The organism is Flavobacterium marginilacus (genome assembly GCF_026870155.1).
Lineage (GTDB): Bacteria > Bacteroidota > Bacteroidia > Flavobacteriales > Flavobacteriaceae > Flavobacterium > Flavobacterium marginilacus.
Genome location: NZ_CP113975.1, coordinates 5,056,257 through 5,069,721, shown reverse-complemented (window position 1 = coordinate 5,069,721; position 13,465 = coordinate 5,056,257). Strand labels below are relative to the sequence as shown.

Genomic DNA, 13,465 nt, shown 5'->3' with positions numbered 1-13,465 from the left:
TGATATTCTCAGGTGGTTTTTTTGTTCCAGTATCAATATGTGATTGAAAGGTAATTTTTAAATTACATTTGATACACTAATCGAATTTGAAATAAAAAAAGCCTTTTGTTGATATTAATCTCGGCTTTAGCCAAACATTAAAAAGAGCTCAAAGTGAGCAAAAGATGCCGGTTAAGAAAATGAACTTGAGTGTCAATCCAAATACACTAAACTATGATGTTACCTATCAAAAACTGGAATTTCCTGTAAATCCAACCAAGTATTTTATTTCTGGAATTGTAACTAGCACTTTTACCGCACTTTCAAATCTTACATCAGTGACTTCTGAACAGACACTTTAGAACAAAAAAATGAAAATGAGAAAAAGAGTAAAAACAACCATCAGTGACATTAAAAAACTATTCCCAAAAACAATAAATTCGGTAATATTAGAAGGACTTCTAATAAAGCTGACCTTATTTGTTTTTGGACTGACTCAATTAAATAAAGTAATAAACTAACAGCTTGAATTAAATTAAAAGGAAATGCGGGATTATTACTTTTTTAGAATAAAATTTATAGAATGCCAACTAAAACTGTATGAACTCATTAGTTATACATTTAAAAAATTCTAATTATTACACACAAAAAAGGAGTAAAATACTTAATAAAAGAGTTACATTCGCGCCATTTATTTTTTTAAAATTAACCTTAAACTTATTTATGAAAAAACCATTACTCTATTTATTTCTCTTTGTATGTACTATTTCATTATTTAGCTGTGCTACAAACGAAACTATAACCTGTTATCTTCCAAATAATACCATAACGAGTAATTCTCCACTTGTTCCAGGAGGAAGCCTGCAGTTAAAAGCTGCTGCTCCTAATAATTTGGAGGTAAGTTATAGCTGGTCTGGACCTAATAACTTCCAATCTGCGCTGCAAAATCCTATTATTAAAAATGTTACCGCTTCTATGTCGGGAGTATATAAATTAAAAACAATTAAAGGTATCTGTGAAAGCAGTGAAAGTACCGTTGATGTCCAAATAAGTGCGCCAAATATTCCATGTAATCCCGATACAAACACACTTATTTTTAATGGAGATTTACTTAATCCAAGAAAAGTTTCTACTTCTACCACAAATTATAATCAAAATTTCAAAATTTACGCAAGCAGCTTAAGTGACCAGATAACAATTGAATTCGCAAGTGAAGAAAGACCAGCTCCAGGCATTTATCGCATCTGCAGTGATTGTCCAACTTCATTTCTGGCAAAAGATCAGGTTTGTGTAACTTCTAAATATCCTGTTATGGCTACTGAAGGTTTGATCTATCTATCATCATCAAATGGTAAACTTACTGCCACTTTTTGTAATATTATTTTCTATATCTCTTCAACGTCATCCTATAAGGTATCAGCAAAATTAACCGAAAACTAAAATGAAGAAACTACTCATAATCCTATTTTTCGTTTTTACAGGCTCATTTGCTCAGACATCCTATATTGTTGATAAAAAGGGAACCAAAACCCTCGTGAGACCAGAGCGAACCGAAATCATATTAATTGACAAGCGAATATCCTATACTATCATTGGCAAAAGCTGGGAAAAATACATCAAGTTTGAAGACCTTGACCACGCAATAATCGGATCCAGTGTATTGAAGTCTTTTCATTTAAACCAAAAGAAAAAGTCTAATGTTTATTTTGTTTTAGGAGAAAAAGAAGATAAAAAACTTATCGGATTAGTCATAACTGTAATGTCAACCAATGGAGGTTTTACAAGTACTAGAACATATTATGAATTATATGTTATTGATAATAATGAAACCATATTGGAAGAGTATACTAATTCGGTTGGTGCTTCTAAAGTAAAAACAGATCCCCGTACAAAGATAGTTCCAATGATTAAAAACAATTTTTCTGATTGTCCAGATTTGATGCAGAAACTTCAGAAATATGATATTGCTGATGAAAACAATGAAACAATTTTAAACTTTATTGCTGATACCGAATATATTAATTGCAAATAATAACTTTAATAATGAAAAAACAAATACTCCTTTTTATTAGCGTACTTTTTTGTACTCTTTCTATATATAGTCAAGCTCCAAGAGGTTTTTATGCAGTTGCTGGTTTGAGCCAGACTAAACTGAAATCCAATGATTTGCTCACAGAACCTAATCCTGGTTTTTTGATGGGTGTAAATTTTCAGATGGGATATCATGAAAGTTATAATTATCAGTTGGAACTTGCTTACAAAATCAGTACTATGAATGTAAAATATGTAGAAAATGGTTTTGATGAAGCAAAAAAATCAAAATATAATGCCTCAGATCTTAATCTCGGTCTTTATTTTAACTATTATATCTTAAAACCCGAAGAAGACGAATTTTTTATTGGTCCACAAGCCGGTGTGTTTGCTGCGTTACAAGAAGCCTTTACGCCTTCTGGTGGTTCAGATGTTTCTGGTCAATACTATTTGCCTCACCTGCTGAGTGAAAATGATTTGTCTAAGTCCTCGACTTTCAATTATGGATTTGGATTTGGTATAACTGGCGGCTATAACAATTTTAGATTTGATATGCGATATACGCTGGGAATGGCTAATTTATTGAGTGATGTACAAACAAATAGTTATGACGAAACTAATACATACACTGGTCCTACTCTTGAAGGAAAAACCAATACTATAACATTTGGAGTCAGTTACATGATATTTCATTTTAAAAAATAACTGCTCTATAATAGCTGTATCCTGGTTTTCATAAATAAATGCCTTTACTCCGGTTTGCTTTTAGAAATTTAATTTTCTATTATTGACAAACTAGAATAAAGGCATAATTTTTTATTGTTTTTTTGACTCTTATCTGAGTTCGAAATCGTGCAATTTGGTTAAATGTCATCAGATTCGTCAGTGTTTTTTTTCTGATTCATCTTGGCGACCAGAGCTTTTAATCGTGCTGCTTTTTCCTTTTTCTCTTCCTGAAGTTTAGCTTTTTTACGATTGAGTAATTTGGTGTGCAAAGCCTTGTTTTTGGTGTTTTTTTCGGGTCCTTTTGGCATGACTTTTATTCTTTTATGTTTCGTTTACAAAGATAAATCAAAATCATTCTTTATTTTTCCTCCCTTTTATTAATGCCACGAATTGTAAAGAGCATTGCCACTATTACAAATATATTGGGACCAATTCCTAAAAAACTTTTGGCTTTTAAGTTGTCAAAATCTAATTGCAATAGATTAAATACTAGCAAAATACAACTTGCAATAATTAAAATATATGCTGTTTTTTTTCTATTCATGGTTTGCTTTTTGGATAACTTTCTATTAATACAGCGGGTTTGGGGTTAAATAAAGCCTCATTTTCGGATTTGCCGAATCTTCCGAATGCAAACAAATTTTTCAATTTAGCCAAATGCTCAAATCTCTTGCAGCAAGTGTTAGCGGTTCGTTCTTTTTGTGTACAAACTTTATTTTAGTTTCAATGTCATTTGGTCTTCAGTAAAATATTTTCCTTTCCATTTTATTGCGTTGCTTTCGGATCCAAATGTTACAAAGCCAAATTTTTCATAGAGTTTTTTTGCATTGTCGTTATTGGCTATAACTGTCAAGTTGATTTGCTCAATGTCAGCGATTTGGTTTACCCTTTCTACTAATGTTTGAATTAGTTTTTTTGCAATTCCTTGTCCCCGAAAGTGTTTAGAAACATACATTCTAAATAGAACACCCTTATGTCTTAATTTTTCTCGGTCGCCACCGTCACGAGCAAAACTCACTATGCCTGCTAATTGATTGTCTGAATAAGCCCCAAGGGTAAAACTATCCACTTTGTCTTTGGTCGGAAAAGGTGCATTTAAGTCATCATTGGGTGTTATTCTAAAATTCTCTTCGTCATTAACAAGTCCAAAAGCTAAAAACGTTTTATATTGTTTGAGTTGGTCAGACTTGATTTCAATAATTTTTATATCATTCATTTTGTATGTTATTTGTTGAGTGTCGCTTTACAATGACCACTAATGTCCCCTTGCTATAAGAGGTTTGGAATTAAATTAAGCCTTATTTTCGGATTTGCCAAAACTCCCAAATACAAGACCATTTTCCCATTAACCTGAACTCGATTAATAAAATACAGCCAATTGGTTAGTTTTAATCGTTTCGTATTTCAAAGAAGGTTTTTTAGGCAGAAAATTATAAGCAATTATTCCAGCGATAAGATTTGACAAAAAGTTGGTAAATGAACGATGTCTAGAATGTTCAACTTGGCAAATATTTTTAAGTTCATCGTTAACCGTTTCTATTATTGAACGTTTACGGAGTAAAATTTTATCACTCATTTCCATCAAACTATTTTTCATATTATTTCGAATACTTGTAATTAATTGGATTCCATCAACAAATAATAATTGAGAGAGTTTCTCGCTTATATATCCTTTATCACCAAATAGTTTTCCGAAAATAGCATTCAAAAAGCCCTCATTTTTCAGTGGCTCTCTATCATCTACGTTGGCTTGAGTTACAGCAAAACTTAACAATTCTCCTTTGTCATTAATGATGATGTGGAGTTTAAACCCATGAAACCAGCCCATTGTAGATTTCCCTGTAGTGGCAATACCTTTAAAAACTTTGTTTCTACTGATTCGTTTGTTTTTACAAACTCTAATTGGTGTTGAGTCTACAAACGAAATGCCTGTGCAATTGCCTAAGCAACAGGTTTTGGCAAAAATTGTCATTGGCAAAAGAACACTTTGCATTAGTTCTAAAAAGCGATTATAAGAAACTGTATTAGGAAATTCATTTTGCATATGCTTTTGGACATAAAAAATGTAATAATGCTTGAAACAGCGAAAACCACTCAAATGAAAAAGTAAATAAATTGTAATTACTTCTGATTTTGACATAATCGAAGGACGTTTGGAAGGTTTTCCTAGCAGAAAAGACTGTGTGGTTTTATCAAAATCTTTGCAAAATTCATCAACAATAGAAAAAATATCTGTAATTTTATCAAAACAAATCATAAGGTAGAGTTTAGTTAAATATTTAATTGTCAGAAATTTAAATATACTAAATTTTACCTTTTTCTACAAAATTTTCAACCAAAATTATTAATCGAGTTCAGGTCATTAAGCCAATTGCCCAAATCCGTTGTAGTAGCAGTTATGGGCTGTACTTTTATTTATGTATGCGAACAATTTCACCTAAAAGAACGTCAATTTCATTTTTAAAATTAATCTGAGTTTCAGTTGGTAAGATTTCTTTATTTCTAATTGGCTGATGTAAGAAAGAGTCAGCAATCTTTCGGGATGACTTTTCTAATCTCATCATTATTTCTTGAAAGCTACGTCCTCCATAAGAACCAGTTAACTCAATGAACGTTGCTTTTCCAAATAATGGTGGAATATGGTCAATTATAGCTCTAATCAACATAGGAATTGTCAAGTACATTCCGTTTACATTTGCTACATTTAATTCATTACATAGCCCAATTAATTTTGTCAAATCAAATCCTTCAATTGATAATTTATTAAGCTCATCAATTCTTTGTGGATGTACATACTCCTGGATTTGTAAGGCAATTTTGCTTTTGCTATCTTTTTCTTGGCCAAAATCATTTTTTATAAAATCCTTGGTAACATCATCTCCAAATTGGGCTAATATTTTATCATCTATATAGTTATACATATTCATATAACCTCGAGAAACTAAATTTTTGGATTGTGCAAATTCGTAAAATTCATTACCAGTTTTAAATTCTTCTGCTTTGAAAGTATAAATTTTAATTCTATTTAATCTTTCGAAAGTTTGGCGACTACCGTTAATAAAGAACGACGTTAATCCTTTATTATAAGAATCAACAACTTTTTGCAAATCGTCATCATCAATTACTAAAATATTGTATGTACTTAAAAAAGTGCTAATAATTAGATTGTATTTCATTGATTCGATTTTTAGTATAGCCCATAACTCGTATATAAGTCTGACAAAAAGAAAAAAAATCACATCACACTTACAGAAGCAGTTGGCTTCTTTTAATTTACCAAATATAATCTTTTCTTACAAAAATCCTTTATTCTCCGTTTATCATTTCTTTTTTTTTAAAAGATGAAATAACAAAATAACCCCGCTCGCCACGTTCCCAACCCCGTGATCGGGGTTCTGGACGCCGTTGCTGGCGTTCGGAACGCCAAAATTGGGGTTATACAACCCCGACAGCGGGGTCTGGAACGCCACCAGCGGGGTTGTCAAAATTGAAATCAAATTTTACAACTTTTACAGTTTCGAATATTTTGTGTAATTAAACAGCAATCTTAATTCGTGCAAATTAGTGTAATTCGTGTCAGAAACTTTTAAAAGCGAATGCCGTGTGCAATGACAATTTATACTATAACTCTCGATTCTATTGCTTATTTTTGCACCCAATAAATTTGAGTTGTGAAATGAGCCTAACAAAAATTGGTTATTACATCCAGTACTAGTAGGCGAATTACATGTGACAAATAAAAAAACAATACTATCAACACATGATACAGAATCCAGAAAGATATACGATTACGGCGGCATTGCCTTACACTAACGGACCGATACATATTGGGCATTTGGCGGGGGTTTACGTACCTGCTGATATTTATTCGCGTTACCTGCGTTTGCAAAACCGCGATGTTTTATTCATTTGCGGCAGCGACGAACACGGTGTGGCTATTTCGATGAAAGCCAAGAAAGAGGGCATTACCCCTCAGGAAGTAATCGACAAATATCACGGAATCATTAAAAAATCATTCTCTGATTTTGGAATTGCATTTGATAATTACTCCAGAACTTCGGCTCAGATTCATCATGATACGGCTCAGGAGTTCTTTAAAAAACTATACGACAACGGTGATTTCATCGAAGAAGTAACCGAGCAATTGTATGATGCTAAAGCAGATCAGTTCTTAGCTGACCGTTTTGTTACCGGAACCTGTCCAAAATGTGATAACCCAGAAGCATACGGGGATCAATGTGAAAAATGTGGTTCAACTTTGAACGCAACTGATTTAATCAACCCAAAATCGACAATAACAGGAGAAACTCCGGTTTTAAAATCAACGAAACACTGGTTTTTGCCATTGGACCGTTATTCTGATTTTTTGAATGAATGGATCCTCGTTGGACATAAAAACGACTGGAAACCCAATGTTTACGGCCAGGTAAAATCCTGGATTGATGGCGGACTCGAGCCTCGTGCAGTAACGCGTGACCTTGATTGGGGAATTGATGTTCCGGTTGAAGGTGCCGAAGGGAAAAAATTATATGTGTGGTTTGATGCGCCAATTGGTTATATTTCGTCTACCAAAGAATGGGCACAAAGAGAAGGAAAAGACTGGACGCCGTACTGGAAAGATAAAGGAACAAAACTGGTTCATTTTATAGGGAAAGATAATATTGTTTTTCACTGCGTGATTTTCCCAGCAATGCTAAAAGCGGAAGGAAGTTACATTTTACCTGACAATGTTCCTGCGAATGAGTTTTTGAATTTGGAAGGAAATAAATTGTCTACTTCCAAAAACTGGGCAGTCTGGCTGCATGAATATTTGGAAGAATTTCCAAACCAGCAGGATGTGCTGCGTTATGCTTTGACATCTAATGCTCCTGAAACTAAAGACAACGACTTCACTTGGAAAGATTTTCAGGCGAGAAACAACAACGAACTAGTAGCTATTTTTGGAAATTTCATCAACCGTGTGGTGGTGTTAACCAATAAATATTACAACGGAATTGTACCGCAACCAAATGAATTATCAGAAGTGGATGAGGCTGCTTTGACCGAATTGAAAGCATATCCAGCCGTGATTTCGAGTTCGGTAGAAAGATACCGTTTCCGTGAAGCACTTGGCGAAATGATGAATGTGGCCAGACTTGGAAACAAATACCTTGCTGATGAAGAGCCTTGGAAAATGATTAAAACGGATGAAGAGCGTACCAAAACTCAAATGTATGTTGCCTTGCAGATTGCTGGAGCTTTGAGCATTTTGTGCGAGCCTTTCCTGCCGTTTACAGCGAATAAATTGACGCGTATTTTGAAAATCGAAAACCAATTGAATTGGAATTCGATTTCGGAAACATCAGATTTAATTCCTGCTGGACACCAGATTGGCGAAGCCGAATTGCTTTTCTCTAAAATTGAAGACGAAGAAATTCAGAAACAAATAAATAAACTGGAAGCTACGAAAACAGCAAATATCGCCGAAAACAAAAAAGCTGAACCTCAGAAAGATTTGATTCAGTTTGAAGATTTTGCTAAAATGGATATCCGTGTAGGAACGATCCTCGAAGCAGAAAAAATGCCAAAAGCCAACAAACTTTTGGTTCTGAAAGTTGATACTGGAATTGATGTCCGCACGATTGTTTCGGGTATTGCTGAAAGTTTTAAACCAGAAGATATTATCGGAAAACGTGTGACTGTTTTGGTGAATTTGGCGCCAAGAGCATTGCGTGGCGTTGAAAGCCAGGGAATGATTTTGATGACTACAAATGCAGAAGGAAAATTGGTTTTTATTAATCCGGATACTGATGGTGTTGGAAATGGGGAGACGATAAATTAATTACATCATATCATTTTACGTAGAGACGTTGCAGTGCAACGTCTCTTTTTGTTTCCCTGTATCGTTTTTGTTTTAATGCAGAAAAAACTACATTCGTGACAATCAATTGTCGTTTATACGTTGCAGTGCAACGTCTATACATCAATCAAACGAATTATATGAACGGTAAATTCCAAAACAAATACCGAATTTCTTCTACCCGATTGAAAAATTGGGATTATGGTCAAAATGGTGCTTATTTTATAACGATATGCACTAAAAACAGGGAACATTTTTTTGGCGAAATTGTATCAGCCAATGGTGAAAATGAAATGCAGTTAAATGAAATCGGAAAAATAGCAGATGCATTTTGGACAGAAATCCCAAAACATTTTCCATTTATTGAATTGGGAAATTATGTGGTTATGCCAAATCATGTTCATGGAATATTGATTATTAACAAAACAAATATTGTTGATGATCGTATCGACAATGCGGTAGAGACGTTGCAATGCAACGTCTACACGTCTGCAAAGACGTTGCAATGCAACGTCTCTACACCCCCGATTGACGAAAATGCGTCACAGAAAAACGAACAAATGTCAAAAATTTCACCATTAGCAGGAACAATTTCTACACTGATACGTTCTTATAAATCGGTAATAACTAGAAATGCCCATTATATTCACGCTGATTTTGAATGGCAAGAACGTTTTCACGATCACATCATACGTAATTCTGAATCTTTTGAAAGAATTCAAAATTACATTCAAAACAATGTAACAAATTGGAAGGAAGATAAATTTTATAATTAATTCAAGTAGAGACGTTGCATTGCAACGTCTAAGACAACATTAAACACAATTATAAACTAACCTACATAGAGACGTTGCACTGCAACGTCTCTACATAATAATATACAATGAAACTTACAAAACCAAGATTAGCCTTAATCTGTGGCATACTCTGCATTTCGATTTTCCCGATATTGGTAAAATTACGTTTGACACCGGGATTAATTTCGGCTTTTTACCGAATGTTTTTTGCCTTGATCCTGCTTTTACCTTATGTTATTTTGAGTAAAAACTTCAAAATTCCTTCTTTAAAATTTGCTCTTTTGGCAGCATTTTGCGGCGTATTATTTTCTTCGGATGTTGCCGTCTGGAATATTGCTATTCAGGAATCGAGTGCTACACAGGCATCACTGCTGACAAATCTGTCTCCGGTTTGGGTTGGTATTGGCTCATTTTTATTTCTAAAATCTAAGCCCGCACCTAATTTCTGGATTGGTACTATCGTTTCTTTATTCGGAATGGTGATTTTGGTTGGTTTCGAAATTTTCGTTGAAATGAATTTCAATCAAGCATTTCTATTTGCCGTGTTATCAGGTATTTTATATTCCATTTATCTTTTGATCAGTAAAAATGTGCTTTCTAAAGTTGATGTTTTATCCTTTATGACCATCAGTTTAACAGCTTCAAGCATTTATTTGGGAATTGTTTGTTACAGTTTGAACGAACCTTTCACTGGTTTTTCAGATACGGGCTGGTTGGTACTGATGCTGCAGGCGTTTATCTGTCAATTATGTGCATGGTTATCTGTCAGCTATGCAACACAGCACATGCGTGCCACCAGAGTTTCACTGAGTTTGTTGAGTCAGGCTGTGATTACATCCATTTTGGCATGGCTTTTTTTAGAAGAAAAAATAAATTTACAAATGATTTTCGGCGGAATTATTCTACTTTTCGGAATCCGAATTACTTTTTACAATAAAACAATTTCATTGAAATCGTTTTTCTAAATTGAATAATAGTTCGTCGCTGAAAAACATTGGCCGAAAAAAATATTTTAAAAATATGTTAGACAAAAACAAAATTCAAAATTTAAAAGTAATTGCCTTCGACGCAGACGACACCTTATGGATCAACGAAACCTACTTTGATGAAGCCGAAAAAAAATTCTGCGGTCTGATGGAAGATTATCTATCACATCAGGGAATTTCGAATGAGCTGTTTAAAATTCAAATCGGTAATCTCAAATTATACGGTTATGGAATTAAGGGATATATCTTATCAATGATAGAAGCTGCAATGAATATTTCAGAGAAAACTATACGAGTAGAAGTCATTGAAAAAATAATTGAATATGGAAAAGAACTGCTCGAAAAGCCAATTGTTTTGCTGGATGGCGTAGAAGAAACTTTAAAAGCACTGCAAGGCAGATACAAATTAGTTGTTGCCACCAAAGGCGATTTACTAGATCAGCGCCGTAAGTTACACAAATCGGGTCTGGGACATTATTTTCATCATATTGAAGTAATGTCTGACAAGCAGGAAGTAGATTATTCGGATTTGATTAAACGATTAGAGATTCAGCCTGATGAGTTTTTCATGATTGGCAATTCCTTAAAATCGGATGTTTTACCTGTTTTGTCCATCGGAGGATACGCAGTTCACATTCCTTTTCACACGACTTGGGCACACGAAAAAATTGACCATAAAGTAGAGCACAAAAACTTCCAGGCATTCGAAAAAATAACTGAAATTTTACCATTATTAACTTAATAATGATACACATATATACTAAAAATTTGGAAAATTTTTACAAAAATTAAATCAAAGCTTTAATTCCTTGTATCAATTTTCTTAGAAATATAAAAAACTTAATTTTTTACAAAAAAAATAAAAATTAACACAAACACCTTGTTATCAGTGTCTTAAATTAAAAACCAAACGGTTTTAACAAATAATAATATTCTTTTCTTACACAATTAAGCTTTAAAAGGTTTAAAAATGACTCTGAATTTTGTATTTTTGCCCGAATTTTAAAAATACATCATGAAAAAAACAATACTTGCATTAGTTTTTGCTTCAGGTCTGACAACTATGACTGCACAAACTGATACAGAACAAAGTACAGAAAGCAGCAACTTCAACAGATGGACTATTGAACTGGCTGGTGGTTTTAACAAACCAGCAAAACCAATGACAAACGGGTACACTACTTTACCATTAAGCCCATATGTTGTTGATTTTGGAGCAAGATACATGTTTAACAATAAATTTGGTTTAAAAGCTGATTTTGGATTTAATCACTTTTCAGGTGACAATTCTTCCAAAGATTTTAAATCTGATTATTACAGAGTAGCAGTTCAAGGTGTTGCTAACCTTGGCAGAATAATGAACTTTGAAGAATTCACACAAACTTTTGGTTTATTAGCTCATACTGGATTTGGAGTAGCTCAAGGTACTTTTGATAACGGAAGAGATAATGATTTAATGGTTAATCTAATAACTGGTGTAACTGCTCAAATTAAATTATCAAACAGAATTGCTTTAACAGGTGATTTCTCAGTTATTTATAATGCAAAACAAGATGTCGCTTTTGATGGATATAGCTTAAACAAATCGGATATGTTATCATCAGGCGTAATATTAAATGGAACTATTGGTTTATCATATTCCTTAGGCAAATATGACAAACATGCTGACTGGTATGCACGTCCAATTGTTGAAGTTAGCGAAATTGCTGCATTAAACAAAAAAATTGCTGATATAGAATCTACAATGCAGGATACAGACAAAGATGGTGTTCCTGATTATTTAGACCAAGAACAAAATACTATTGCTGGAGTAATGGTTAACACAAAAGGACAGTCTATTGATGTTAACAAAAACAGCATTCCTGATGAATTAGAAAGCTATTTAACTAGAACTTACGGAGATAATTCTGAAAGCACTGTTATTACAAAAAATAACGAATCAATTAAAAGGTTAATCAACTCAGGTTATATCTGTGCTTATTTTGATTATAACTCAACTATACCTTCAAATGATTCAACAGACGGTATCAATTTCGTTCTTACTTACCTAAGAAACAATCCATCTGCTACTGTTGATGTTGTTGGTCATGCAGATGAATTAGGAAAAACTGCTTATAACGACAAACTATCTACTGCGAGAGCAAACACAATAAAAGATATTTTTGTAAAATCTAAAATAGACGCATCAAGAGTAAATGTTATTTCTGCTGGAGAAGACACTTCAGTAGATAAAACATCTAACGGAGCAAGAAAATTAGTTAGAAAAGTTACTTTCACAGTAAAATAAGCTAACTTAACCACTTTTAAAAGTCCTAAAATGATATCATTTTAGGACTTTTTTTGCTTTGTATCCTTAAGGAAAGATCTATTACTATTATAATTCTCAACTAAAACAGATTAAAAGAAAAACTGTATTTTTGTAAAAAAATAACTTTTTGAAAACGCTTTTAAATCTAGATAATTGGAATAGAAAAGAACATTTCCTTTTCTTTAAACAAATGCAGGAGCCTTTTTTTGGGGTAAGCATAAATATTGACTGCACCAAAGCCTATGCCGTTTCCAAAGCACTAGACACTTCATTTTTTATCTATTATTTACACAAAACACTGTCAGCCGTAAATACTTTCGAAAGTTTTAGATACCGCATAGACAACACTCACATTTACATACATGACAGGATTGATGCATCGGCGACTATAGGAAGGACTGATGGAACTTTTGGATTTTCCTTGATAGAATTTCACCCCGATTATGCGATTTTTGAAAAAAATGCAATGGCCGAAATCGAGCGTATTCAAAATACAGCAGGACTGTTAACCAGAGATTTCAAAGAAGATAATCTCATTCATTTTTCGTCAATTCCGTGGCTGAATTTTACTTCGCTTTCACACGCACGCAATATGACCATTCCAGACAGCTGTCCAAAAATTTCTTTTGGAAAAATGACATTATCTAAAAAAGGAAAAAGAAAAATGCCTATGTCAATCCACGTTCATCATGGATTGATGGATGCCCTGCACGTAGGACAAATGGCAGATTATTTTCAAGAAATTATGAATCAAGAAACGGCATAAATAAAATGGAACAATTTTTGTTGATTCTTTCAA

Annotated in this window: 15 protein-coding genes and 1 pseudogene; 11 read left to right on the top strand and 5 right to left on the bottom strand. The window is 33.4% G+C overall.

Annotated features, from left to right (window positions below; genetic code table 11):
- The first annotated feature begins 164 nt into the window (after positions 1–164).
- The 5 genes and pseudogenes from OZP07_RS21075 (at position 165) to OZP07_RS21055 (ending at position 2,715) form a co-directional block, all read left to right on the top strand.
- Complete coding sequence (locus tag OZP07_RS21075; RefSeq protein ID WP_281636655.1) at positions 165–341, top strand: hypothetical protein; 177 nt, start codon at positions 165–167, stop codon at positions 339–341.
- A gap of 3 nt (positions 342–344) precedes the next feature.
- A pseudogene (locus tag OZP07_RS21070) lies at positions 345–500 on the top strand (IS982 family transposase); the annotation flags it as partial.
- 202 nt (positions 501–702) lie between these two features.
- Entirely contained in the window at positions 703–1,419 is a 717-nt protein-coding gene (locus OZP07_RS21065; RefSeq protein WP_281636653.1) for an immunoglobulin domain-containing protein, read from the top strand.
- A 1-nt stretch (position 1,420) separates the two neighbouring features.
- Positions 1,421–2,011 carry a hypothetical protein gene (locus OZP07_RS21060; RefSeq protein ID WP_281636652.1) on the top strand — a complete coding sequence of 197 codons (591 nt, stop codon included), beginning with the start codon at positions 1,421–1,423 and terminating at the stop codon, positions 2,009–2,011.
- A gap of 11 nt (positions 2,012–2,022) precedes the next feature.
- Complete coding sequence (locus OZP07_RS21055; RefSeq protein ID WP_281636651.1) at positions 2,023–2,715, top strand: outer membrane beta-barrel protein; 693 nt, start codon at positions 2,023–2,025, stop codon at positions 2,713–2,715.
- Between the two features lie 158 nt (positions 2,716–2,873).
- On the opposite strand, the gene OZP07_RS21050 is transcribed toward OZP07_RS21055, so the two are convergent.
- The 5 genes from OZP07_RS21050 to OZP07_RS21030 form a co-directional block, all read right to left on the bottom strand.
- Positions 2,874–3,044, bottom strand: a complete 171-nt coding sequence (locus tag OZP07_RS21050) for a hypothetical protein (protein WP_281636650.1) — start codon at positions 3,042–3,044, stop codon at positions 2,874–2,876.
- A 50-nt stretch (positions 3,045–3,094) separates the two neighbouring features.
- On the bottom strand, positions 3,095–3,280 hold the full coding sequence (locus OZP07_RS21045) for a hypothetical protein (protein WP_194642385.1): 186 nt from the start codon (positions 3,278–3,280) through the stop codon (positions 3,095–3,097).
- Positions 3,281–3,448: 168 nt separating this feature from the next.
- Positions 3,449–3,952, bottom strand: a complete 504-nt coding sequence (locus OZP07_RS21040) for a GNAT family N-acetyltransferase (protein ID WP_281636649.1) — start codon at positions 3,950–3,952, stop codon at positions 3,449–3,451.
- Between the two features lie 144 nt (positions 3,953–4,096).
- A complete protein-coding gene (locus tag OZP07_RS21035; protein WP_281635207.1) occupies positions 4,097–4,993 on the bottom strand; it encodes an IS982 family transposase in 897 nt (298 codons plus the stop codon).
- A 154-nt stretch (positions 4,994–5,147) separates the two neighbouring features.
- The gene (locus OZP07_RS21030; RefSeq protein WP_281636648.1) at positions 5,148–5,912 is read right to left on the bottom strand and encodes a hypothetical protein; all 765 of its coding nucleotides are present in this window, start codon (positions 5,910–5,912) and stop codon (positions 5,148–5,150) included.
- Between the two features lie 584 nt (positions 5,913–6,496).
- On the opposite strand from OZP07_RS21030, the gene metG reads away from it, so the two are divergent.
- The 6 genes from metG (at position 6,497) to OZP07_RS21000 (ending at position 13,432) form a co-directional block, all read left to right on the top strand.
- Positions 6,497–8,557 (top strand): methionine--tRNA ligase, encoded by a 2,061-nt coding sequence (gene metG, locus OZP07_RS21025; RefSeq protein WP_281636647.1) that lies wholly within the window; start codon positions 6,497–6,499, stop codon positions 8,555–8,557.
- A gap of 158 nt (positions 8,558–8,715) precedes the next feature.
- Entirely contained in the window at positions 8,716–9,351 is a 636-nt protein-coding gene (locus OZP07_RS21020) for a transposase (protein ID WP_281636646.1), read from the top strand.
- Between the two features lie 107 nt (positions 9,352–9,458).
- Positions 9,459–10,337: a DMT family transporter gene (locus OZP07_RS21015; RefSeq protein WP_281636645.1), complete on the top strand. Its 879-nt coding sequence runs from the start codon at positions 9,459–9,461 to the stop codon at positions 10,335–10,337.
- 55 nt (positions 10,338–10,392) lie between these two features.
- Positions 10,393–11,100, top strand: coding sequence for an HAD family hydrolase (locus OZP07_RS21010; RefSeq protein WP_194642390.1), 708 nt, complete (start codon positions 10,393–10,395; stop codon positions 11,098–11,100).
- A 273-nt stretch (positions 11,101–11,373) separates the two neighbouring features.
- On the top strand, positions 11,374–12,645 hold the full coding sequence (locus tag OZP07_RS21005) for an OmpA family protein (RefSeq protein WP_281636644.1): 1,272 nt from the start codon (positions 11,374–11,376) through the stop codon (positions 12,643–12,645).
- Positions 12,646–12,793: 148 nt separating this feature from the next.
- Positions 12,794–13,432, top strand: coding sequence for a chloramphenicol acetyltransferase (locus OZP07_RS21000; RefSeq protein ID WP_281636643.1), 639 nt, complete (start codon positions 12,794–12,796; stop codon positions 13,430–13,432).
- Positions 13,433–13,465 lie beyond the last annotated feature (33 nt).

What these genes read in the sequence shown, in the direction of transcription:
- OZP07_RS21040 (WP_281636649.1), bottom strand. Translation starts at nt 3,952, where the DNA reads ATGAATGATATAAAAATTATTGAAATCAAGTCTGACCAACTCAAACAA.
- OZP07_RS21015 (WP_281636645.1), top strand. Translation starts at nt 9,459, where the DNA reads ATGAAACTTACAAAACCAAGATTAGCCTTAATCTGTGGCATACTCTGC.
- metG (WP_281636647.1), top strand. Translation starts at nt 6,497, where the DNA reads ATGATACAGAATCCAGAAAGATATACGATTACGGCGGCATTGCCTTAC.
- OZP07_RS21065 (WP_281636653.1), top strand. Translation starts at nt 703, where the DNA reads ATGAAAAAACCATTACTCTATTTATTTCTCTTTGTATGTACTATTTCA.
- OZP07_RS21010 (WP_194642390.1), top strand. Translation starts at nt 10,393, where the DNA reads ATGTTAGACAAAAACAAAATTCAAAATTTAAAAGTAATTGCCTTCGAC.
- OZP07_RS21060 (WP_281636652.1), top strand. Translation starts at nt 1,421, where the DNA reads ATGAAGAAACTACTCATAATCCTATTTTTCGTTTTTACAGGCTCATTT.
- OZP07_RS21055 (WP_281636651.1), top strand. Translation starts at nt 2,023, where the DNA reads ATGAAAAAACAAATACTCCTTTTTATTAGCGTACTTTTTTGTACTCTT.
- OZP07_RS21075 (WP_281636655.1), top strand. Translation starts at nt 165, where the DNA reads ATGCCGGTTAAGAAAATGAACTTGAGTGTCAATCCAAATACACTAAAC.
- OZP07_RS21050 (WP_281636650.1), bottom strand. Translation starts at nt 3,044, where the DNA reads ATGCCAAAAGGACCCGAAAAAAACACCAAAAACAAGGCTTTGCACACC.
- OZP07_RS21020 (WP_281636646.1), top strand. Translation starts at nt 8,716, where the DNA reads ATGAACGGTAAATTCCAAAACAAATACCGAATTTCTTCTACCCGATTG.
- OZP07_RS21030 (WP_281636648.1), bottom strand. Translation starts at nt 5,912, where the DNA reads ATGAAATACAATCTAATTATTAGCACTTTTTTAAGTACATACAATATT.
- OZP07_RS21045 (WP_194642385.1), bottom strand. Translation starts at nt 3,280, where the DNA reads ATGAATAGAAAAAAAACAGCATATATTTTAATTATTGCAAGTTGTATT.
- OZP07_RS21035 (WP_281635207.1), bottom strand. Translation starts at nt 4,993, where the DNA reads ATGATTTGTTTTGATAAAATTACAGATATTTTTTCTATTGTTGATGAA.
- OZP07_RS21005 (WP_281636644.1), top strand. Translation starts at nt 11,374, where the DNA reads ATGAAAAAAACAATACTTGCATTAGTTTTTGCTTCAGGTCTGACAACT.